18 protein-coding genes are annotated in these 20,955 nt (G+C 65.0%); 9 read left to right on the top strand and 9 right to left on the bottom strand.

The features are described 5' to 3' along the window. Positions 1–40: 40 nt before the first annotated feature. Complete coding sequence (locus GUV69_RS06910) at positions 41–910, bottom strand: Fpg/Nei family DNA glycosylase (RefSeq protein WP_164200910.1); 870 nt, start codon at positions 908–910, stop codon at positions 41–43. Positions 911–914: 4 nt separating this feature from the next. Next, positions 915–1,541 (bottom strand): hypothetical protein, encoded by a 627-nt coding sequence (locus GUV69_RS06905; protein WP_191081416.1) that lies wholly within the window; start codon positions 1,539–1,541, stop codon positions 915–917. Between the two features lie 118 nt (positions 1,542–1,659). Between GUV69_RS06905 and gcvH the strand changes: the two genes are divergently transcribed. From gcvH to GUV69_RS06880, 5 genes are all read left to right on the top strand, one after another. Then, entirely contained in the window at positions 1,660–2,046 is a 387-nt protein-coding gene (gcvH, locus tag GUV69_RS06900; RefSeq protein ID WP_164200908.1) for a glycine cleavage system protein GcvH, read from the top strand. A gap of 144 nt (positions 2,047–2,190) precedes the next feature. Further along, entirely contained in the window at positions 2,191–2,667 is a 477-nt protein-coding gene (locus tag GUV69_RS06895) for an FHA domain-containing protein (protein ID WP_164200906.1), read from the top strand. A 23-nt stretch (positions 2,668–2,690) separates the two neighbouring features. Continuing rightward, positions 2,691–3,407, top strand: a complete 717-nt coding sequence (gene ftsR, locus GUV69_RS06890; RefSeq protein WP_164200904.1) for a transcriptional regulator FtsR — start codon at positions 2,691–2,693, stop codon at positions 3,405–3,407. Next, positions 3,407–3,910, top strand: a complete 504-nt coding sequence (locus tag GUV69_RS06885) for a bifunctional nuclease family protein (protein ID WP_066285823.1) — start codon at positions 3,407–3,409, stop codon at positions 3,908–3,910. The genes ftsR and GUV69_RS06885 overlap by 1 nt, the downstream gene beginning before the upstream one ends. 238 nt (positions 3,911–4,148) lie before the next feature. Then, a complete protein-coding gene (locus tag GUV69_RS06880; RefSeq protein WP_164200902.1) occupies positions 4,149–4,745 on the top strand; it encodes a MerR family transcriptional regulator in 597 nt (198 codons plus the stop codon). 94 nt (positions 4,746–4,839) lie between these two features. Here GUV69_RS06880 and GUV69_RS06875 read toward each other — a convergent pair whose 3' ends face one another. Next, positions 4,840–5,661 (bottom strand): ParA family protein, encoded by an 822-nt coding sequence (locus GUV69_RS06875; RefSeq protein ID WP_164200900.1) that lies wholly within the window; start codon positions 5,659–5,661, stop codon positions 4,840–4,842. Between the two features lie 304 nt (positions 5,662–5,965). On the opposite strand from GUV69_RS06875, the gene GUV69_RS06870 reads away from it, so the two are divergent. Then, positions 5,966–9,367 (top strand): pyruvate carboxylase, encoded by a 3,402-nt coding sequence (locus GUV69_RS06870; RefSeq protein ID WP_164200898.1) that lies wholly within the window; start codon positions 5,966–5,968, stop codon positions 9,365–9,367. An 83-nt stretch (positions 9,368–9,450) separates the two neighbouring features. Here the strand turns inward: GUV69_RS06870 and GUV69_RS06865 are convergent, their stop codons facing one another. Continuing rightward, positions 9,451–11,259: an AMP-dependent synthetase/ligase gene (locus GUV69_RS06865; RefSeq protein ID WP_164200896.1), complete on the bottom strand. Its 1,809-nt coding sequence runs from the start codon at positions 11,257–11,259 to the stop codon at positions 9,451–9,453. A gap of 177 nt (positions 11,260–11,436) precedes the next feature. Here GUV69_RS06865 and GUV69_RS06860 point away from each other — a divergent pair, with 177 nt between their 5' ends. Beyond that, positions 11,437–12,528: an ROK family glucokinase gene (locus GUV69_RS06860; protein WP_164200894.1), complete on the top strand. Its 1,092-nt coding sequence runs from the start codon at positions 11,437–11,439 to the stop codon at positions 12,526–12,528. A gap of 58 nt (positions 12,529–12,586) precedes the next feature. Here the strand turns inward: GUV69_RS06860 and GUV69_RS06855 are convergent, their stop codons facing one another. The 3 genes from GUV69_RS06855 to GUV69_RS06845 are packed head-to-tail and all read right to left on the bottom strand — an operon-like array spanning position 12,587 to position 14,758. Beyond that, positions 12,587–13,156, bottom strand: coding sequence for a hypothetical protein (locus GUV69_RS06855; protein WP_164200892.1), 570 nt, complete (start codon positions 13,154–13,156; stop codon positions 12,587–12,589). Beyond that, on the bottom strand, positions 13,143–13,943 hold the full coding sequence (locus GUV69_RS06850; RefSeq protein ID WP_164200891.1) for an alpha/beta hydrolase: 801 nt from the start codon (positions 13,941–13,943) through the stop codon (positions 13,143–13,145). Before GUV69_RS06850 ends, GUV69_RS06855 begins: the two co-directional genes overlap by 14 nt. Next, on the bottom strand, positions 13,940–14,758 hold the full coding sequence (locus tag GUV69_RS06845; protein ID WP_164200889.1) for an alpha/beta hydrolase: 819 nt from the start codon (positions 14,756–14,758) through the stop codon (positions 13,940–13,942). The genes GUV69_RS06850 and GUV69_RS06845 overlap by 4 nt, the downstream gene beginning before the upstream one ends. A gap of 111 nt (positions 14,759–14,869) precedes the next feature. Between GUV69_RS06845 and GUV69_RS06840 the strand changes: the two genes are divergently transcribed. Both GUV69_RS06840 and GUV69_RS06835 read left to right on the top strand, forming a co-directional pair. Beyond that, a complete protein-coding gene (locus tag GUV69_RS06840; RefSeq protein WP_164200887.1) occupies positions 14,870–15,592 on the top strand; it encodes a lysophospholipid acyltransferase family protein in 723 nt (240 codons plus the stop codon). Positions 15,593–15,663: 71 nt separating this feature from the next. Next, entirely contained in the window at positions 15,664–17,055 is a 1,392-nt protein-coding gene (locus tag GUV69_RS06835) for a class II 3-deoxy-7-phosphoheptulonate synthase (RefSeq protein ID WP_191081423.1), read from the top strand. 84 nt (positions 17,056–17,139) lie between these two features. Here the strand turns inward: GUV69_RS06835 and pknB are convergent, their stop codons facing one another. After that, positions 17,140–19,221, bottom strand: coding sequence for a Stk1 family PASTA domain-containing Ser/Thr kinase (gene pknB, locus GUV69_RS06830; RefSeq protein ID WP_164200885.1), 2,082 nt, complete (start codon positions 19,219–19,221; stop codon positions 17,140–17,142). Between the two features lie 115 nt (positions 19,222–19,336). After that, positions 19,337–20,722, bottom strand: coding sequence for a lytic transglycosylase domain-containing protein (locus tag GUV69_RS06825; RefSeq protein WP_164200882.1), 1,386 nt, complete (start codon positions 20,720–20,722; stop codon positions 19,337–19,339). Positions 20,723–20,955 lie beyond the last annotated feature (233 nt).

Below are 20,955 nucleotides of genomic sequence, written 5' to 3'. Positions count from 1 at the left end.
GTTTATTTACCGGAAAACGGCCCTTTGGCGTTTAAGCGTCCTATTTCAGGAACTTCGACGTCCTGCGGTCTGCCAGGACCTTCCCGTGTGTCTGGCAGGTGGGGCAGTACTGCAGGGCAGAGTCCGCGAACGATACTTCCCGAACGGTGTCCCCACATACCGGGCAGGTTTCCCCGGTCCGGGCATGGACCCGCATGTGGCTGCGCTTGACGTCTTTGAGTTCCTTGGGCGGCTTGCCCGCGGCCTCGGCCAGGGCTGTTCCCAGAATGTCGTGGATAGCGTTGTACAGGACCTGGACGGTGTCCCGGTCCAGCGACTTGGCGATGGCGAAGGGAGAGATTCGGGCAGCATGCAGAATCTCGTCGCTGTAGGCGTTTCCGATCCCTGCAATCACGCTCTGGCTGCGCAGAAGGCCCTTCACCTGCTGGGAGCTGGCGCCGAGGATCCCCGCGAGGGTGTCGGCGTCGAACTCTTCGCTGAACGGGTCCGGGCCGAGTGCGGCGATGCCCGGCACATCCTGGGGAGCGTGTACCACGTAGACCGCCAGGCTCTTTTTCGTCCCGGCCTCCGTGAGGTCAATGCCGTGACGGCCGTCGGGGCCCGCGAATATGAGCCGGGCAGCGATGTGGCCCTTGCCCAGCCGCAACTGCGTGTCGGCGGGGGAGTCGGTGTAACGGACCCAGCCGGCGCGCGCGAGGTGGAAGACAAAGGACGGGCCGTCCGTGTCAAGGCAGACGAACTTCCCGAACCGCCGGACGCCCGCCACGGTGCGCCCCTCCAGCGCGGTGTAAGGAGGGTCTGCGGTTTTGAGGACGGCGAACGAGACGATTTGAATTTTTTGCACCACTGATCCGCGCAGCTGCCCGTCCAGGAACCCGGCCAGGCCTGCAACCTCAGGTAGCTCCGGCATGGCGCTACCTGCCGTCAGCCCGGCTGCCGGCCTGGCCGCTGTCGGAAGCGGGTGGCGGCGCAGGTGGTTCCGCCTTGTTGCCGTCCGTTGCCTTCAGGGCCTCGGAGCGCCCGGCGTCGGCTTTTGTGAGTGCCTTGACCTTCTTGCCCCGCTGCCGCCAGACCTTCCAGAGGATGAGGCCAACGACAAATATTACGACGGCGGCAATCGCCGCTATCTGTGTCCACAGCGGGAACCAGGTGGCTTCAGTGCCAAGAATCCGTTGACCGTTGTGCGCGGCTTCCGAGTTACCGAACATAATCCCGGCAGTCAGGAGGTTCGGCGCCGCAATGGCCACCGCAACAACCAGGATTACAACCTTCCACGGCCAGCCCACACGCTTGCGTGTCGCCTGCCAGGCCACCAGTAGGGGTACAAAGGTGAACACAAAACCGTAGAACATCCCCACCAGGATCCCGGCACCCAGATTGCCCTGGACCTGGCCGCGGATGACGTTGGCCCACCACACGGGCAGGACCGCCGCGAGAGCATAATAGGCAATGATCAGGAATACGAGGGCAACGCCGCCAAAAATGAGCCGCGCAGCCCAATTTCCCTTTTTCCCGGATGTTCCCTGTGCCGGTGAACTCATGCGTCCCATCATGTCAGAATCATCCTCGAACGCTTATGGACTTGTGCCTATACTTTCAGCGGCGGCTTGTTTTCCAAGCCCCGTTGACATTGGTGATTGACCCGATGAAAGGCCCCTGATGAGCAACATTCCCGAAGACCTGTCCTACACCGCCGAGCATGAGTGGGTCACCGCACCGAACGCTGACGGCGTTGTCCGCGTTGGTATTACTGATTTCGCCCAGGACGCTCTCGGAGATGTTGTCTACGCCCAGATGCCTGAAGCCGGCAGCAGAGTTACTGCCAACGAAGTAGTGGGCGAGGTTGAATCCACCAAGAGCGTTAGTGACATCTACGCGCCGGTGAGCGGGGAAGTGGTGGCCCGCAACGAATCCCTCGACACTGACTCGGCCCTGATCAACACGGACCCCTACGGCGATGGCTGGCTGATCGAGATCAAACTCGCCGAAGCCGACGCCGTGGAGTCTTTGCTCAGTGCATCGGAGTACGAACAGCAGGTAGGCTAAACCTAACGGGTTATTCGGTCCGGCCGGCAGGCGTCTTCGCACGTCAATGGCCGGATCGGGACCCCGGGTCGGATCTGTGCGGGGCATCCGTCAGGGTAAATGCTGAATGCAGTCGTGAGAGCTGCAGCGAAAGAGGAGGAATCCATGGTTGGCCACAAGAAGGACCATGCCGAAGACGATTACGGCAAAGGTGCGGCCAGGGCTTCGGAGACCACCTCGATTCACCTGACCCCCGTCACCGACGAACCCACCATCGCGCCGCGGCTGTCCACCGAAGAACGTCAGTCCGTGGAGGCGCTGCCTGCCGGTTCCGCCCTGCTGGTCGCCCACAGCGGACCCAACGCCGGTGCGCGCTTCCTGCTGGACACGGACACCACCACCGCGGGCCGTCACCCGGACGCCGACATCTTCCTCGATGACGTCACCGTCTCGCGGCGGCACGTCGAATTCCGGCGCACCGCACGGAGCTTCGAGGTGGTGGACACCGGCAGCCTCAACGGAACCTATGTCAACCACGACCGCGTGGACAGTGTTGAACTGAAATCCGGGAACGAAGTCCAGATCGGCAAGTTCCGCCTCACCTTCTACCTGAGCCCTGCACGCGCAGCAGGCCGCGCCTGATCCCGGGGCACTTGCCTGTGGCAATGGCACAACCGGAACGCCGGGGACCCCACGTCCTGAACATCGGGGAAGTCCTCGCCCAGCTCAGCGGCGACTTTCCTGGCATGAGTGCGTCGAAAATCAGGTTCCTCGAGGAAAAGGGCCTGATCAACCCCCGCCGCACCCCGGCCGGCTACCGGCAGTACGCCGAGAGCGATGTTGAGCGGCTCCGCTTTGTACTCGCCCTGCAACGGGACCAGTACCTTCCCCTGAAGGTCATCAAGGACTACCTTGACGCCATCGACAGGGGAGAGCGGCCGGAAAACCTGCCGCCCGGCGTCGTGGTTTCGCCCCGGATCGTCTCTGACGAACTGGCCGCCGAACTTCAAAACCGCGGCCGGAAATTCAGCGAGGAACAACTCCGCGCTGAGTCCGGTGCGAGTGTCCCGCTGCTGCAGTCCCTGCTGAGCTTCGGGCTCGTCAGCCACAGCAACGGGAAATTCGATGAACACGCGCTCCAGGTTGCCCGGGCGTGCGTGCAATTGGAGGGCCACGGTCTGGAACCGCGGCACCTCCGTCCATTCCAGGCTGCCGCGGAACGTGAATTCGGGCTCGTGGAGCGGGCGGTTGCCCCGCTCGCCTCACGGCGTGATTCCGCTTCCCAGGCACGGGCTGCCGAAGCAGCCCGTGAAATCAGCGACCTCTGTCTGATCCTGCACCGTGCCCTGGTGCAGGACCGGATCTCACGTATGGACATCTGATGATCGAAGTCGAGATCGTAGGCGTTCGCATCGAACTGCCGTCGAACCAGCCGCTGGTCCTGCTGCGCGAGATCCACGGTGAGCGCCATGTGCCCATCTGGATCGGAACCCCCGAGGCCAGTGCCATCGCCCTTGCCCAGCAGGGAGTAGTGCCACCGCGCCCCATGACCCATGACCTCCTGGTGGACGTTGTGGAGTCGCTGGGCCACTCGGTGGTCAGTGTGAACATCGTGGCGGTCGAGGACAACATCTTCTACGGCCAGCTTCAGTTCGAGAACGGCACAACTGTCAGTTCGCGCGCGTCAGATGCACTGGCGATCGCGTTGCGGGCAAAGTGCCGCATCTGGTGTGCTGACTCGGTCATGGACGAAGCCGGAGTCCGCATCACCGAACATGATGAGGGTGAGGACACCGAGCCCGGTCCCACAGTGGACGAGGAACGCGAGTTGCGGCGTTTCCGTGAGTTCCTGGATGACGTCGAGCCCGAGGACTTCGACGGCTGAGGTCACGTTAAGGTTAAAGTTGAGGCTGAAAGTTCCGACACGGCTGTCTGAAGCAGGCCAGATCTTTGACCTGAGGGCGCCGCAGGCCTAACGTCGAAGGTATCAAGCTCCCATTGCTTACAGCAGCCGCGCAAGTCACACTGTAAAAGTACGACCCCCGCGAAATTACATGCATGGACTTCATGTGTGAACTGGCTGATGCAGTGGTCCCCGGGAGCTTATGAACAGGAGGATCCAGGTGAGTCCCAAAGGCGAAGCAGGCGGGTTGAAGCAGTCCACAACGGCTGGTGTGGCCCTGCCCGCGAGCGGTGCCCAGGGTCTCCTGTTTACCGAGGACCTCCCTGTCCTTGACGAAGACGCCGGCTACCGCGGCCCTACCGCTTGCAAGGCTGCCGGCATCACGTACCGCCAGTTGGACTACTGGGCGCGCACCGGGCTGGTAGAACCTGCCGTCCGTGGCGCTGCCGGCTCCGGGTCCCAGCGGCTCTATGGCTTCCGTGACATCCTCGTGCTCAAAGTGGTCAAACGGCTACTGGATACGGGTGTCTCCCTGCAGCAGATCCGTTCGGCCGTGGAACATCTGCGCGAACGCGGAGTCGAGGACCTCGCCCAGATCACGCTGATGAGCGACGGCGCCAGCGTCTACGAATGCACGTCCGCCGATGAGGTCATCGATCTTGTCCAAGGCGGACAGGGTGTTTTTGGCATCGCCGTTGGCCGGGTCTGGCGCGAGGTCGAGGGAAGCCTGGCTTCCCTGCCAAGCGAACACGCCGCCGTGCAGTCCTTCCCGGACGACGAACTAAGCAAACGCCGCGCCTCGCGCAAGATCAGCTGACTGACTCAAGACAAAGAAGAGGCCGCCCCCGCCTGATGAGATCAGCCGGGGGCGGCCTCTTTTTGCGCCGGGTGGGATTCCTTGCCCGGCAGGATCAGCGCTGCGTGCGGTTGCGCAATCCACTGCCGGCCGCGAGAAGATTGACCAGGAGGGCATCAAACAGGGCCGCTGAGGATTTGGCTGATTCCCCGGGCCAGTGGTGCACCGGGTGGGCTGCCCCTTGAATCTGCTGCCAGTTTGCCTGTTCCGGAATACGCGGGCTTAGCAGCAGGTCGCCAAACATCGATTCCATCTCAGCGAGCCGGTAGGTGTGTTCGGACGAACCGGTGCGCACCCGGTTGGCCACGATGCCCGCGGCGGAAAGGTTCGGGGCGAATTCCTGCTTGAAGAGCTGGATGGCACGCATGGTCCGTTCCGTGCCGGCCACTGAGAAAAGCCCTGGTTCCGCCACCAGCGCCACTTTGTCGCTTGCGGACCAGGCCATCCGGGTCAGGCCGTTAAGGGACGGCGGGCAGTCAATGAGCACAAGCCCGTAGCTGCCGGCGCCGGCCAGCACTGCCGAGAGCCGGCGAAGGTCGCGGCGGCCAAGGTCAGGGCGGTCATAGATGCCGGTGTAGGCCGAGCCGACGGCGACGTCCAGGACGGCCGGTCCGGATCCGTTCGAGGGCGCCCGCGCAGTCCACGAGCTTCCTGCTACGTTTTCGGCCAGCTTGGCCCGGCGAGGGCTCTTGAGCATCCGGCCGATGTCCAGCTGGTCCCCGGGCTGCACGCCAAGGGCGGTAGTTGCGTCTGCATGGGGATCAAGGTCCACCACCAGTGTGGGGATGCCGGCGGCAAGCGCCGCAGACGCCAATCCTGTGGTGACGGACGTCTTGCCGACTCCGCCCTTAAGGCTGCTGATGCTGACTACTTGCACTTGTGAGACCAAAACCTAACGCCGGCTGCCGTGTTGGGGGTAAAATTTGCTCCAGCATTGCCGAAGCCGGGCGGATCCTGCCGCCTTACCCATCATATGTGGCGATGCCGGCAATTGCGGTTTTATGGGGGACGTGGCATGGCAGGGCGGTACGTGCGGGGCTGCAAACGTGCCGGGCTTTGTCCGGGCGTTCGGGACATGACAGAGGTTTCTGTGACTGTGGACACAATAATTTGTAATTGTGTGCACAGGTCTTGGACACTGTGACCACCTATCGATCCACCCGCGATGATGCAGGAGAAGCATGTTTTCCAAGATTCTGGTGGCCAACCGCGGCGAAATCGCGATCAGGGCCTTCCGCGCCGGCTACGAGCTGGGCGCCAAGACCGTTGCCGTGTTTCCCAACGAAGACCGCAACTCGATCCACCGCCAGAAAGCCGATGAGGCGTATCTGATTGGTGAAGAGGGGCACCCCGTACGCGCTTACCTCGACGTAGCCGAGGTTGTCCGTGTGGCCAAGGAGTCCGGCGCCGACGCCATCTACCCCGGCTACGGCTTCCTCTCCGAAAACCCGGACCTGGCCCGTGCGGCCCAGGAGGCAGGCATCACCTTCGTGGGCCCGCCGGCTGAGGTGCTTGAACTTGCAGGGAACAAGGTGGCGGCGCTGAAAGCCGCACGCGACGCCGGCGTCCCCGTCCTGAAGTCCAGCGAACCCTCCAAGGACCTGGACGAACTGATCGCGGCGGCGGACGAGATTGGCTTCCCCATCTTCGCCAAGGCTGTCGCCGGCGGCGGCGGACGCGGCATGCGCCGCGTGGACACCCGGGAGGCCCTTCCGGAGGCACTGCAGGCGGCCATGCGCGAGGCCGATGCGGCCTTCGGTGATCCCACCATGTTCCTGGAGCAGGCAGTCCTTCGCCCGCGCCACATCGAGGTGCAGATCCTGGCGGACGCCGAAGGTAACGTCATGCACCTGTTCGAGCGTGACTGCTCCATCCAGCGCCGCCACCAGAAAGTCATCGAAATCGCCCCGGCGCCCAACCTGGACGAAGGAATCCGCCAGGCCCTCTACCGGGACGCGGTGAAGTTCGCCAAGGCCCTGAACTACGTCAACGCCGGAACCGTTGAATTCCTCGTGGACACCGTCGGCGAACGCGCCGGCCAGCATGTCTTCATTGAGATGAACCCCCGCATTCAGGTGGAACACACCGTCACTGAAGAAGTGACCGACGTTGACCTGGTGCAGGCGCAGCTGCGGATCGCATCCGGCGAAACCCTCGCTGACCTTGGCCTGTCCCAGGAGACGGTCCAGCTCAAGGGCGCTGCGCTGCAGTGCCGCATCACCACCGAGGATCCGGCAAACGGGTTCCGCCCCGACGTCGGGAAGATCACCGGTTACCGTTCCGCCGGCGGCGCCGGTGTAAGGCTCGACGGCGGCACCGTGTACTCGGGTGCCGAAATCAGCCCGCACTTCGACTCCATGCTCGTAAAGCTCAGCTGCCGTGGCCGCGACTACCCCGCCGCTGTAGCCCGTGCACGCCGTGCCCTCGCGGAATTCCGCATCCGCGGCGTATCCACCAACATCTCCTTCCTGCAGGCGGTGCTGGACGATGCCGACTTCATTGCCGGCAATGTGGCCACGAACTTCATCGATGAGCGTCCGCAGCTCCTGAAGGCCCGCGTCTCTGCTGACCGCGGAACCAAGCTCCTCACGTGGCTGGCCGAAGTGACGGTCAACAAGCCCAACGGCGAGCTCACCGTGCACTCGGATCCCGCGGACAAGCTGCCTGCCGTAACCGACCGGACGCCGGTGGCCGGCTCCCGCCAGCGTCTCCAGGAACTCGGTCCGGAAGGCTTTGCCAAGGCCCTGCGCGCTCAGACGGCTGTGGCCGTTACCGACACCACCTTCCGTGACGCCCACCAGTCGCTCCTGGCCACCCGCGTTCGTACCCGCGACCTCGTGGCAGCCGGCCCTGCAGTCACCGCGCTGCTGCCGGAACTCCTGTCGGTCGAAGCCTGGGGCGGCGCCACATATGACGTGGCCCTGCGCTTCCTTGGCGAAGACCCGTGGGACCGCCTTGCGGCCCTCCGCAAGGCACTCCCGAATGTGTGCCTGCAGATGCTGCTCCGCGGCCGGAATACGGTTGGCTACACGCCATACCCTGAAGAGGTCACTGAGGCCTTTGTTAACGAGGCCGCAGCCACAGGCATCGACATCTTCCGCATCTTTGACGCCCTCAACGACGTGAACCAGATGGCTCCTGCCATCCGCGCGGTCCGGGCCACCGGAACGGCCGTGGCGGAAGTTGCGCTCTGCTACACGGGCGACATGCTGAACCCGGACGAGAACCTCTACACGCTGGACTACTACCTGGAACTGGCGCAGCGGATCGTGGACGCCGGCGCCCACATCCTGGCCATCAAGGACATGGCCGGGCTCCTCCGTCCGGCGGCGGCCGCCAAGCTGGTTGCCGCGTTGCGCGAACGCTTTGACCTCCCGGTCCACCTGCACACCCATGACACCGCAGGCGGCCAGCTGGCCACCCTGCTGGCGGCAGTAGACGTCGGTGTGGACGCTGTTGACGTCGCATCGGCGTCGTTGGCCGGCACCACAAGCCAGGTCTCGGCGTCCGCCCTCGTGGCGGCCCTGGCCCACACCCCGCGCGACACCGGCCTGGACCTGGACGCGGTCAGTTCACTGGAGCCGTACTGGGAGGCCGTGCGCCGCGTCTATGCGCCGTTCGAATCGGGCCTGCCGGGCCCCACCGGCCGGGTCTACAAGCACGAGATCCCGGGGGGCCAGCTGTCCAACCTGCGCCAGCAGGCCATGGCGCTGGGGCTGGGGGAGCGCTTCGAAGCCATCGAGGACATGTACACCGCGGCGGACCGTATCCTGGGCCGCCTGGTCAAGGTCACGCCGTCCTCGAAGGTGGTGGGCGATCTCGCCCTGCACCTCGTGGGCCTGAACGCCGATCCCGCAGATTTCAACGAGAACCCGCAGAACTACGACATCCCCGACTCCGTCATCGGGTTCCTGTCGGGCGAGCTCGGTGACCCGCCCGGAGGCTGGCCGGAACCGTTCCGCACCAAGGCACTCCAGGGCCGCAGCATCAAGGTCCGCGACGTTGAACTCAGCCCCGAGGACAGCGCCGCGCTCAAGGGCGATTCCAAGACCCGGCAGGGCACCCTCAACCGGCTGCTCTTCGACGGTCCCACCAAGGACTACCTCAAGAGCGTGGAAACCTACGGCAACATCTCGGTCCTGGACACCCGTGATTACCTTTACGGTCTGCAGCGTGGCGCCGAGCACGAGATCCAGCTCGAAAAGGGTGTCCGGCTAATCGCGTCGCTGGAGGCCGTCTCGGAGCCGGACGAAAAGGGCATGCGCACCGTTATGTGTACCTTGAACGGGCAGTCCCGGCCCGTCGTCGTCCGTGACCGTTCCGTGGTGAGCAACGTCAAGGCTGCCGAGAAGGCGGACCCGGCCCAGCCGGGCCACGTTGCTGCCCCGTTCGCCGGTGCTGTCACCGTGACCGTCAAGACCGGAGACACCGTCAATGCGGGTGACACCGTGGCCACCATCGAAGCGATGAAGATGGAAGCATCGATCACCACGCCGGTGGCAGGGAAGGTCTCCCGCCTGGCCATCTCAGCGGTGGAGCAGGTCCAGGGCGGGGACCTCCTCCTCGTGGTGGACCAGGGCTGAGAAGCCCGGGCTTAACAGGAAATGCCCCCCTCCCGGCTTCCGCCGGGAGGGGGGCATTTCCTTTGCCTGGTGTCCGTCTTCCGTCAGCTGCGCGGAGCGCCGTACATTTCTTCGATGACTGTCTCGAAGTCCTTCATCACCTGGGCGCGCTTTACCTTCATGGACGGCGTCAGGTGGCCTGAGGCTTCGGTGAAGTCGGACGCGACGATACGGAAGGACTTGATGGCTTCAGCCTGGGACACCGAGGCGTTGGCCTGCGTGATGAGGTCCTGCACTGCCGCCTTGACCACGGGATTCTCCACCGCCTCCTCCAACGTGGTGGTGTTCGGCAGGCCGTGGCGCTGCAGCCACCCGGGGAGTGCCTCCTGGTCCAGGGTGACCAGGGCGCCGATGAACGGCCGGTTATCGCCCACCACCAGGACCTGGGAAACCAGCGCGTCGGCACGGATCTGGTCCTCGAGCAGGGCCGGAACCACGTTCTTGCCGCTGGCGGTGACGATGATTTCCTTCTTGCGTCCGGTGATCCACAGGAAGCCGCTGTCATCGAGTTTTCCGATGTCGCCCGTGCGGAACCAGCCATCGTCAAACGTGTCGGCCATCAGGTCTTCGCGCTTGTAGTAGCCGCGCATGACGCAGACACCCTTGGCGAGGATCTCGCCGTCGTCGGCGATCTTCACGGAGTTGCCCGGCAGGGGTTTGCCCACCGAGCCGATCTTGATCAGGGCCGGAGTGTTCACGGAAATCGGGGCGGTGGTCTCTGTCAGGCCGTAGCCCTCCAAGATCTGCAGGCCGATGCCCTGGAAAAAGTGGCCGAGCCGTTCGCCGAGGGGACCGCCGCCGGACACTGCGTGGGCCACGTTTCCTCCCATGGCTGCGCGCAGCTTGCCGTAGACCAGCTTGTCGAACAGGGTGTGCTTGAGTTTCAGGCCCAGGCCGATATGACCGGCCTGGCGTGCCTTGGAGAACGCGATGGCCGTCTCGGTCGCCTTGTGGAAAATTGCGCCCTTGCCGCCATCCTCCGCCTTGGTCAGCGCCGAGTTGTAGACCTTCTCGAACACGCGGGGCACGGCGAGGATGAACGTGGGCTGGTAGCTCTGCAGGTCAGCCAGCAGGTTCTTGATGTCCGGGGTATGCGCCACGGTTGCGCCGGCGGCGACGGCCAGGACGGAGATGAAGCGCGCAAACACGTGGGCGAGCGGCAGGAACATAATGGTTTTGGCCTGCTCATTGACGACGTCGCCGAGGATTGCCAGTGCGTTGTCCGACAGCTCTACGAAGTTGCCGTGGGTCAGCTCGCAGCCCTTGGGCCGGCCGGTGGTTCCGGACGTGTAGATGATGGTGGCGACGTCGCTCAGCCCGGCGGATGCCCGCCGTGCTTCGAGGTCGGCATCGCTGACCTCCCGCCCGGCTTCGCGCACCGCGTCCAGCCCGGCGCCTTCGAGCTGCCAGACGTGCTGCAGGGCAGTGAGTCCCTCGGAGGTGGCGGCCTGCCTGATGATGTCCTCGTGGTGGGCGGATTCGCCGAAGGCCGCGACCGCGCCGGAGTCGCCGAGGTTCCAGGCAACCTGGGACGGTGATGAAGTCTCATAGATGGGTACCGAAACGGCCCCGGCGAACCAGACTGCGAAATCGATGAGAGCCCATTCGTAGCGTGTGCGGGACATGATGCCCACGCGGTCACCGGCGCCCACGCCGCTGGCGATCAGGCCCTTGGCAAGCGCGGAGACGTCGGCCAGGAAGTCCTTTGCGGAAATGTCCTGCCAGGCGCCGGCGGAATTCAGCCGCGAAAACAGCGCCGGGTTGCTGGGCTTAGCGGCCTGCCGCAGAACAAGATCGGTGATGTTGGTTTCCGGTGGGACAACAACCAGCGGCGGAACACTGAATTCGCGCACTATAGCTCCTTTGATATCCATAGACCCGCACAGGGTATGCCTAAAGACTAATACGCCTGCAACGTGGCCGTGCTGCATTAAACCTACTGGTCAGTAACATGCGAGTCAACGGGCTGCTGTGACGCACGGTGCCAGGCTCCCGGTGGCGTCCGGGGCGCGCGCCTAGAATGAGGCACTATGTATGCAACGTCCCCCGGTGAGCCTGCCGGTCCGCCCCCGCCTTCGGCGCCTTGGCGGCGCCGGCCCCGGCCCGCACGCCCGCAGCCCCGGCGGAGAGAACGTTTCCGTGAACATCTTCGGCTCGGGCGGAAGGGGCTGGCGATCGGGATCGACATCGGCGGCACGAAGGTGGCCGCCGGGGTCGTCGATGCCGACGGCAGGATCCTCAGCGAATCGCGCCGGTCCACCCCCGGCAGCGACCCTCGGGCCGTGGAGCAGGTCATCGTTGAACTCGTGGAGGAGCTTGGCGCCAGCCACCGGATCCGCTCCGTAGGCATCGGGGCAGCCGGCTGGATGGACCTGGACGGCGGAACGGTGCTCTTCAGCCCCCACCTTGCGTGGCGCAACGAGCCCCTGCGGGCCAACCTGCAGCGCCTGCTGCGCAGGCCCATCCTCCTGGCGAACGACGCCGATGCCGCAGCCTGGGCGGAATGGCGCTTTGGCGCGGGGCAAGGTGAGGACCGGCTGGTGTGCATCACCCTCGGCACCGGCATCGGTGGTGCGATGGTAATGGACGGCCGGCTGGAGCGGGGCCGGTTTGGCGTGGCCGGCGAATTCGGCCACCAGATCATCATGCCGGGCGGACACCGGTGTGAATGCGGCAACCGCGGCTGCTGGGAGCAGTACGCCTCCGGCAACGCGCTGGGCCGCGAAGCGAGGATCCTGGCGGCGGCCAATTCCCCGGTGGCGCAGGAACTGCTGGCCAGCGTGGGCGGCAGGACGGACCGGATCACCGGGGCGGTTGTCACCGAGCTGGCACTGGCAGGCGACGCTGCGTGCCGCGAACTCCTCGACGAAGTGGGGGAATGGCTGGGCCTTGGACTGGCAAACCTGGCGGCCGCGCTGGACCCGGGCCTCTTTGTGATCGGCGGCGGACTCTGCTCCGCCGGTGATTTGCTGGTGGAACCCGCCCGCAAGGCCTTCGCCCGGAACCTGACCGGCCGTGGCTTTCGCCCGGCCGCCGGCATTGAACTGGCGGCGCTGGGACCCAACGCCGGGCTCATCGGAGCCGCCGACCTGTCCCGTGTGAGCAGCCGCATGCAGAGCTGAGCTAGCCCGGCGCGGAAAGCCCGGGCTAGCTGCCCGTCAGCGCGGTGCGGTCCCGCACCTAGACGCGGGCACCGTCGTCGTTCTCATCCTTTTCCTGGGGCAGCTTCATAATCAGGTAGACCACGGACAGCAGGAAAGCAGCCACCATTCCCAATATCGCCAGCAGCGGCGCTGACCGCCAGAACATCACGGACAGGAGCAGGGCCACGGGGGCGCCGACTGCCCCCAGCCACGCGAGCATGGTCAGCGGCTCTGTTCCGGCCAGGCTTGGCGGTTCGTCCGGAACGAAGTCGCCGCCGTCGTCCTCCACGTCGTAGTCGCGCGGGCCGGCGGCCTGGCTGTCCTGGGGGTACCGGCCCAGGCCCAGGGGATCGAAGTCGCGGAAAGTCGCGGACCGTCCGGGCACGTCAGCCGGACGGTCCGGTGTCGGGTCCTTTGCATCGGGGCGGGCACCCTCCTTGGCGGGGTTTCCGTCATCGGCATCGCCGTGATCCGAAGGAACGGAGTCGCCCTCCGCCGTGCTGCTGCCCCCGGGGGACTTCCCTTCCAGCCGGGCAACGAGGTCCAGCCAGATCGCATCATCCTGGTTTGCACTCTGGTCCGGTGAGCCGGAATCAGGCCTGGTCATTGGCCGCACCCTCCTGGAAGCGGGACGATGCCGTGTCCGCCAGGACCGTCCGGATGAATTCCACGGACCCCCGGAAGATGTCCTCGGCGTCGTGATCCAGCGTTGCCACGTGGTAGCTGTTCTCGAGGGACGTCAAAGTTAGCGGGGCGTTGGTAAGTCCGCGCCGCAGCGCAACGATGCTGGAGTCTGAGATCACATGGTCCACTGTCGAACGGAACACGCGAACCGGTGCCGTGACGCGGGGGAGCAGCCGAATGGTGTCCTTGAACATTTTGTTCAGTTCATGCGCAGCAGCCACGGGCGTCCGGGGATAGGCGCCCTCGTCCACGCCCGGTTTCAGGATGTCGTTGGCAATTGCCGGCGTACTCTTCAGCACGAGCTTCAGGATTCCGGCCAGCGGCGCGCGCGGATCATCGATCACCAGCCCGGGGTTCACCAGGATGACGCCGCTGACCGGCCTCGTTGCGGCGATCCGCAGCGCCAGTGCGCCGCCCATGCTCAGCCCCGCGGCGAACACGTGGTCGCACTCCTTCTCAAGCTCCAGGTAAGCGTTGTCCAGCGCTCCATGCCACTGTGTCCAACGGGTCCGGGCCAACTCCTGCCAGCTGGTGCCGTGACCGGGTAACAACGGCATACGCACGGCGAATCCGGCATCGGCCAGCGACCGGGCCCAGGTGCGGAGCCCGTGGGGGCTGCCCGTGAACCCGTGGGACAGGACCACGCCGATCCGGGCGCCGTCGCCGGCGGCCGGGCTGCTGAACGGGCTGTGGTCCGGAAGGCTGGTCATAGAGTCTCCGAGGAGTGTGAGGTGTCTGCGTTGCCGGCGTGGCTTGTCATGGGGGCGGAGTGGTCAAGGAAGAACTGGCGGGAACGCGCGAAAATTTTCGGAGCGTCAACGTCCAGCGTGGCTACATGGCCGCTGTTGCGGAGTTCCACCACTTCCGTCAGCCGGGGACCGAGCCTGCGTTGCAGGGTCGAGAGTGAGGTGGGCGGCACCACGGCGTCGGCCCGGGATTTGAAGACCTGCACCGGCGCGTCCACTCTATGCAGCCCGCGAACGGCCGCCCCGAACAGCCTCTTGAGCTCATGGACTGCCGCCAGCGGCGTGCGGGAGTAGTCACCGTCTTCGGTGGCTGCCGCCGTCGGCTGTTCCTCCTGGATGGGGACAGTGGTGCGCTGGAAATACTTGAGGACTCCGATGACGCGCACCCGGCGGTCGTAGAAGCTGAGCCCGGGATTCACAACCGAGACGCCTGCCACAGGATGACGGGAGGCCGTCAGCAGGGCGATGGCTCCGCCCATCGACAGGCCCGCTACGAAGCAGCGTTCGGTGCGGGCGTCAAGGTCCTGATACGCCGTCTCGAACGTTTCGTACCATTGGCGCCAGTTCGAGCGTGCCAGTTGCCGCCAGTCCGTGCCGTGGCCGGGAAGGAGGGGAACGGATACGGCGAACCCCTGGGCGGCCAGGTCTTCAGCCCAGGGCAGGACACTCAACGGACTTCCGGTGAATCCGTGGCAGATTGCGATCCCCGTGCCGGCATTGGGACCGTGGCCGGGGTAGCTGAAAGCGGCAGGCCTGGGCGGAGTGCTGCTTTCTGTCATGACACCATCGTGTCACTGTTCGGGACAAATCTCACTAGAGTAGGGTTGCATTGAAGTGCTGGCCCGGCCCACCAAAGGGCCGGCCGGCAGGCTTCCGGAGAGGTTCGAGACGTGTTCTATTGGGTCATGAAAAGGATCTTCCTGGGGCCGGTGCTGCGGCTGCTTTTCCGCCCCTGGGTCAAAGGCCTGGACAACATTCCCGCAGAGGGCGCGGCCATCATTGCCTCGAACCACCTGTCGTTCTCCGATTCGATCTTTATGCCGCTGATGGTTCCCCGGCCGGTTATATTCCTGGCCAAGTCCGAGTACTTCACAGGTACCGGTGTGAAAGGCCGCCTGACGGCCATGTTCTTTCGGCTCACCAACCAGCTGCCGATGGACAGGTCCGGCGGGGCGGCATCGGCGGTGTCGCTGAACGCCGGCATGGATGTCCTCACCAGCGGCGGGCTGCTGGGGATCTACCCGGAGGGGACGCGCAGCCCGGATGCACGCCTGTACCGCGGCAAAGTGGGCGTGGCCAAGCTGGCGCTGCAGGCGGGGGTCCCGGTGATCCCGGTGGCGATGATCGGAACGGACAAAGTCCAGCCCATCGGCAAACGCCTGCCGAATATCCGCCGGATCGGCATGATTTTTGGTGCTCCGCTGGACTTCAGCCAGTATGCCGCTCAGGCCGGGGACAGGGAGGTGCAGCGCAAGGTCACCGACGAGATTATGTTCGAGCTGATGCGCCTCTCCGGCCAGGAATATGTGGATGAGTACGCAGCAGTGGTCAAGCTCCGGCTGGCGGGGGCTGCGACCCCCGACGCTGACGGCAAGGGCCCGGCCGCGGCCTGACTGTGACGCCGCTCTCGGGACGCGTGACGGCCGGGTATTCCGAAGCCTCCGGAGCGCATTAGTCTTAGATAGTGACTGAGCTATCTGCAAAACCTGCCTTTTCGCTGTCCAGCACCGCCCAGAGCGGAGCGGCCAATTATCCTGGCCTTGATGACTGGCGGGACCTTCCAATCTCCCAGCAGCCGAGCTGGCAGGACAAGGACGTTTTCGACGCCTCGGTCCGCGAACTCTCCATGCTCCCGCCGCTGGTTTTTGCCGGCGAAGTTGACGTCCTGCGTGAACGGCTGGCAGCTGCGGCCCAGGGCAAGGCGTTCCTGCTCCAGGGCGGTGACTGTGCCGAGACCTTCGAGGCTGCCACTGCGGACAAGATCAGCGCCCGCGTCAAGACCATCCTGCAGATGGCCGTGGTTCTCACTTACGGCGCAGCGATGCCCGTCATCAAAATGGGCCGCATGGCCGGGCAGTTCGCCAAGCCCCGCTCCTCCAATGACGAGACCCGCGACGGGGTCACTCTTCCGGCTTACCGCGGCGACATCGTCAACGGGTACGAATTCACCCCGGAATCCCGCGGCCACGACGCCTCCCGGATGCTCCGGGCGTACCATACGTCAGCCTCAACGTTGAACCTCATCAGGGCCTTCACGCAGGGCGGCTTCGCCGATTTGCGCTCCGTGCACCAGTGGAACAAGGGCTTTACGGAGAACCCCGCCCACGCACGTTACGAGTCCCTGGCCCGTGACATCGACCGCGCCATCAAGTTCATGGCATCCTGCGGTGCCGACTTCGAAGCGCTCAAGCGCGTGGAGTTCTTCGCGAGCCACGAGGCCCTGCTGCTGGACTACGAGCGGGCGCTGACGCGGATCGATTCCCGCACCGGCTTCCCCTACGACACCTCCGCGCACTTCTTATGGATCGGTGAGCGCACCCGCGAACTCGACCATGCCCACATCGATTTCCTGTCCCGGGTCCGCAACCCGATCGGCGTGAAGCTGGGTCCTTCCACCACCGGCGACGACGCCCTGCGCCTCATCGACAAACTGGACCCGGAACGCGAACCGGGCCGCCTGACCTTCATCACGCGCATGGGTGCGGGAAACATCCGCGAGAAGCTCCCCGCCGTCGTCGAAAAGGTCACGGCCTCCGGCGCGCAGGTTCTTTGGGTCACGGATCCCATGCACGGGAACACGGTCACGTCCCCCAACGGCTACAAGACGCGAAATTTCGACGACGTCATTGACGAAGTGCGCGGGTTCTTCGAAGTGCACCACGCCCTGGGCACCGTCCCCGGCGGCCTGCACGTGGAGATGACCGGCGACGACGTCGCTGAATGCCTGGGCGGCGCCGATCCTGTTGACCAGGAAGCCTTCCTCGACCGCTACGAGTCTGTCTGCGACCCCCGCCTCAACCACATGCAGTCCCTTGAGATGGCGTTCCTGGTGGCCGGAGCACTGGCCAAGCACTGACCGTCAAAAGGGTGCCTCCCGGACTTCGAGTCTCGGGAGGCACCCTTTTTGTGTTTCCGGCAGTTGCTGGCCGTGGAGACCCGGTTACACCACCGTGATGGTGATGACGGAACCTTCCGGGACTTCTTCCCCTACGGGGTCCTGGTCCCGGACCGTGCCGAAGAAGCCGCCGAGGATGTTGTTGACCCGTACCTCGAAGCCCAGGGCTTCCAGGCCCTTGCGGGCTTCTGTGGCCTGCTTGCCGATGAAGCTGGGCACCTCGACCATTCGGGGGCCCTTCGAGACGGTCAGGGTCACGGTGCCGCCCCTGGTCAGGGTGCCGTTCGCCGGGGACTGGCTGACAACCGATCCTTCGGGGACTTTGCGGTCGAAGACCTCCTCGGGTGCGACGTCGGCCGTCAGTCCCGCAGCTTCGATGGCGGCGACGGCCGCGTCTTCCTCCTGTCCCACAACAGAGGGCACCGGAATCGGCTGCGGGCCTTTGGACACGGTCAGGTTGACCGGGGTGCCGTGCCGTGCCGGCGTGCCGGCGGCCGGATCCTGGGCGAGCACCGTGCCGGCGGCCGCGGCTTCATCAAACTGTTCCGTGACGTTTCCCAGAGCCATTTCGGCCTGGTTGAGTGCCACCTTGGCTTCCTCCAGGGTTCCGCCCGTCAGCGTGGGCAACTCGTACAGCTGTGGCCCTTTGGAAACAAACAGCGCCACGGGCTGGAACTTCCGGATCTCTTGTCCGGCCGCAGGGTCGGAGCCCACCACCAGTCCCGAGGGGATATCGTCGTCAAAAACGTCGGTGGTCCGTGACTGGAAGCCCGCCTCGCTGAGGAGCTGCTGTGCCTGTGCGACTGACTTGTTGGCGACCGCCGGAATGGTGGCCGACGCCCCGGGACCCATGCCGAAGAACCAGCCGGCCCCCGTGGCAAGCAGCGCGATAATGATCAGCACCACAGCCCATAGGATTCCCCGGCGCCGGGGGTTGCCTTCGCGCAGGCTCCGGACCGGCGTGGCCGCAGCCCTCGACCGGGCCTTCTCGTCTTCCCTGTCCTGTTTGCGCTGCGCGCGTTTGCTGAGGGCCGCGGCGGGCTGGTTCCTGTCATCCTCTGCGTAGGGCAGGTGCTGTGTGTACGAACGGTCGGGCTCATCCGGTGGATACAGGGCATGCGGTGCATGGGGGGAGTGCGGCTGGCGCGGCGGTTGCGGCGGCTGGGCCCGGGGCCGGGGAAGGGACGACAGCGCGGCGGTTGGATTGCTGGTCCGTGCAATGACCTCGGTGGGACTCTGTTGCCCGGCAGGGACGGCGGCCGGGGGACGGAGGTCCAGCTCGGCATTCGTGAGGTTGGTCCGGATGTGGCGGAGCTCCTGGAGCAGGGCATGGCCGTTCACGGGGCGGTTTTCGGGATCGTTGGCGGTACACCACTGGACGAGTTCGTCCATCTCGGCGGCCAGCCCGGGCACCAGGGCCGACGGCGGTCCAACAGTTTCGTTGACGTGCTTGTAGGCGACCTGGATGGGTACCTCGCCGTCGTAAGGCTGCCGGCCGGTGAGCATCTCGTAGAGCATGATGCCCACCGAGTAGATGTCGCTTCGGGCGTCCGCCGGTTTCCCCAGGACAAGTTCGGGGGAGAGATAGCCGATGGTGCCGATCAGCGTTCCCGTGCTCGTGGATGTTGTCACGGCACGGGCCAGGCCAAAGTCGCCGATCTTGATGCGGCCGTCGTCGGCGATCAGGACGTTTTCCGGTTTGACATCACGGTGAATCAGTCCGGCAGCGTGGGCTTCGCCAAGTCCCTCCACCACGGGATCTATCAGGGCAAGGGCCAGCCGGGGAGGCAGGGCACCCTTGGACCTGATGACGTCACGTAGCGTGTGGCCCTTGATGTACTCCATCACCAGGTACGCGGTGAGGCCGTCGTTGCCTTGGTCTAGCACGCCCACCACATGCGGATGAGACAGTTTCGCGGCGGCTTTCGCTTCCCTCCCGAGCCGGTCCAGGAAGGTCTCATCCGTGGCCAGGTTCGGATGGAGGACCTTGAGGGCGACATCGCGCTCAAGCCGGAGGTCAGTGGCCAAGTAAACCGTGGACATGCCTCCGCGCGCGAGTTTGGAGCGGACGGCGTAGCGGTTATCCACCAGCGTTCCCACAAGACGGTCAGACACGTGTTCCTGCACCCTACGATCCTAATCCCGCAACGAAAAGGGTCCGAACCGACCTGCGGTCCGGACCCTTTTCGTTATCCTTGGTGCCCGTGCCAGCAGGGTCCCGGGGTATTGCGGACGTGCAGCATTAGCCGCCGAAGGTCGTCCGGTGCGCTTTGATGGCGGCCACGTAGACCTTGGTGTCGTCGTACATGCCGTACTTGCTGACAGAATACTGGCCCTGGTAGTACCCGGCGATGGCTGTGTCCAGATCCTTGCTGGTGGCAATAAGCCGCTTGATGATGGCAACGCCGGCAGTGGCATTGTCATAGGGGTCCAGGAGGTTCAGCTTCCTCCCCACGAGGTCAGAGGCCCACTCGCCGGACGTGGGAATGACCTGCATGGTTCCGATGGCGTTGGCGGGCGAAACAGCGCGCTGGTTGAAACCCGATTCCTGGTGCGCAAAGGCGAGGGCCAGGGACGGTTCCACCCCCATGGAGCGGGCCGTGTCGGCCACGATGGTGCGCATCTGGTCGCGGGACGGCACCGGGGCGGCGTTCAACAGCGCCTTGTTCTGGTTGGCGGAGCTGACCACGGCTTCGGGGTAGGTGAAGCCAAGGAAGGAGCTCGGCACAAGCGGTGTCACGCTGGCGGCAGGAGCGGACGAGGCCGGCTGGACCGATCCGCCCGGAATGACGAGCTTGTTGCCCGGGTAGATGACAGAGGTCATGCTGAGCTGATTGGCCGCCAGGATGTCCGAGAGCTTGACCCCATGCTTGGAAGCGATCGCCGACAGGGTATCCCCGGCCTTGACCGTGTAGGAACCGCCAGGAGCGGGCGAGGGAGCCGCGGGCGCCGGGGCAGGAGCTGCCGGAGCGGCTGCCGGCTGCGGTGCCGCGGCGGCTGACTCGCCGGAGCCCACCTTGACCTTCTGGCCCGGGTAGATGACGGAACGCATGTTCAGGCCGTTCCAGCTGAAAATATCCGACAGACTGACGTTGTGCCGCGCGGCGATGGCGCCGAGCGTATCGCCGGACTTCACGGTGTAGCTGCCGCCCGAACCGGCCAGCGGGGCAGGCGCTGCAGCCGGCGCTGCCGGCGCCGGGGCTGCGGGTGAGGCTGAACCGGACAGCTTGATCTTCTGGCCCGGGTAAATGATGGTGTTCGGCTGGAGATTGTTGAGCTTCAGGACGTCGTTGGTGTTGAGTCCGAACCTGCCGGCAATTGCACTGATGGTGTCACCACGGGCAATGGTGTACTCCGCGGGGGCAGAAGGCTGCGCAGGCTGGAAGGCTGCCGGAATCGTTGTGGACACCGAAGCCGCCGGGATCAGGCCGGCTTTGGCTTCGGCAGCCTGGGCCTTCATGGCAGCGGCCAGCGTAGCGGGCAGGGGGCGCGCAGGCGCCGGAGCGGCAGCAGCGGGATGGGCTAGAGCCAAGGACGACAAGACAACCGCAGGAAGTGCCGCTGTAGTGGCAGCAATCATGGGCAGACTCGGCCGCGGGGTCTGCTTAGGCGAGCGGGACGTCGTCATGGATGGAATCCTCTTCTATAACTGCCGGGGACGAGTGGTGCAGGTGTGACTATTGATACTAGTGTGACTTAAGTTATCAACGTTACAAATGTGATCTATGTGAATCTCTCACGAATTTTGTCCTAGCACAAGAAGTTTGTATCGGCGGGATGTGCGACTTCGTGGAGTGTCGCCTGCTTTGGTGTGCCCCGGCGAAAAGCGGACTAGGCTACATGGCTCCGGCCATGGCAACC

This window comes from [Micrococcus luteus] ATCC 49442 (assembly GCF_010367585.1).
In the GTDB taxonomy this organism is placed as follows: Bacteria; Actinomycetota; Actinomycetes; order Actinomycetales; family Micrococcaceae; genus Arthrobacter; species Arthrobacter luteus_A.
Note: the sequence above shows the minus strand (reverse complement) of the source record. Positions and strands in the feature narration are given on the sequence as shown.

Excerpts from the sequence above, each read along its gene's own strand:
- GUV69_RS06855 (WP_164200892.1), bottom strand. The coding sequence starts at position 13,156 with ATGACCAGGCCTGATTCCGGCTCACCGGACCAGAGTGCAAACCAGGAT.
- GUV69_RS06860 (WP_164200894.1), top strand. The coding sequence starts at position 11,437 with ATGTATGCAACGTCCCCCGGTGAGCCTGCCGGTCCGCCCCCGCCTTCG.
- GUV69_RS06850 (WP_164200891.1), bottom strand. The coding sequence starts at position 13,943 with ATGACCAGCCTTCCGGACCACAGCCCGTTCAGCAGCCCGGCCGCCGGC.
- gcvH (WP_164200908.1), top strand. The coding sequence starts at position 1,660 with ATGAGCAACATTCCCGAAGACCTGTCCTACACCGCCGAGCATGAGTGG.
- GUV69_RS06825 (WP_164200882.1), bottom strand. The coding sequence starts at position 20,722 with ATGACGACGTCCCGCTCGCCTAAGCAGACCCCGCGGCCGAGTCTGCCC.
- GUV69_RS06905 (WP_191081416.1), bottom strand. The coding sequence starts at position 1,541 with ATGAGTTCACCGGCACAGGGAACATCCGGGAAAAAGGGAAATTGGGCT.
- GUV69_RS06870 (WP_164200898.1), top strand. The coding sequence starts at position 5,966 with ATGTTTTCCAAGATTCTGGTGGCCAACCGCGGCGAAATCGCGATCAGG.
- GUV69_RS06845 (WP_164200889.1), bottom strand. The coding sequence starts at position 14,758 with ATGACAGAAAGCAGCACTCCGCCCAGGCCTGCCGCTTTCAGCTACCCC.
- GUV69_RS06910 (WP_164200910.1), bottom strand. The coding sequence starts at position 910 with ATGCCGGAGCTACCTGAGGTTGCAGGCCTGGCCGGGTTCCTGGACGGG.
- GUV69_RS06885 (WP_066285823.1), top strand. The coding sequence starts at position 3,407 with ATGATCGAAGTCGAGATCGTAGGCGTTCGCATCGAACTGCCGTCGAAC.
- ftsR (WP_164200904.1), top strand. The coding sequence starts at position 2,691 with ATGGCACAACCGGAACGCCGGGGACCCCACGTCCTGAACATCGGGGAA.
- GUV69_RS06895 (WP_164200906.1), top strand. The coding sequence starts at position 2,191 with ATGGTTGGCCACAAGAAGGACCATGCCGAAGACGATTACGGCAAAGGT.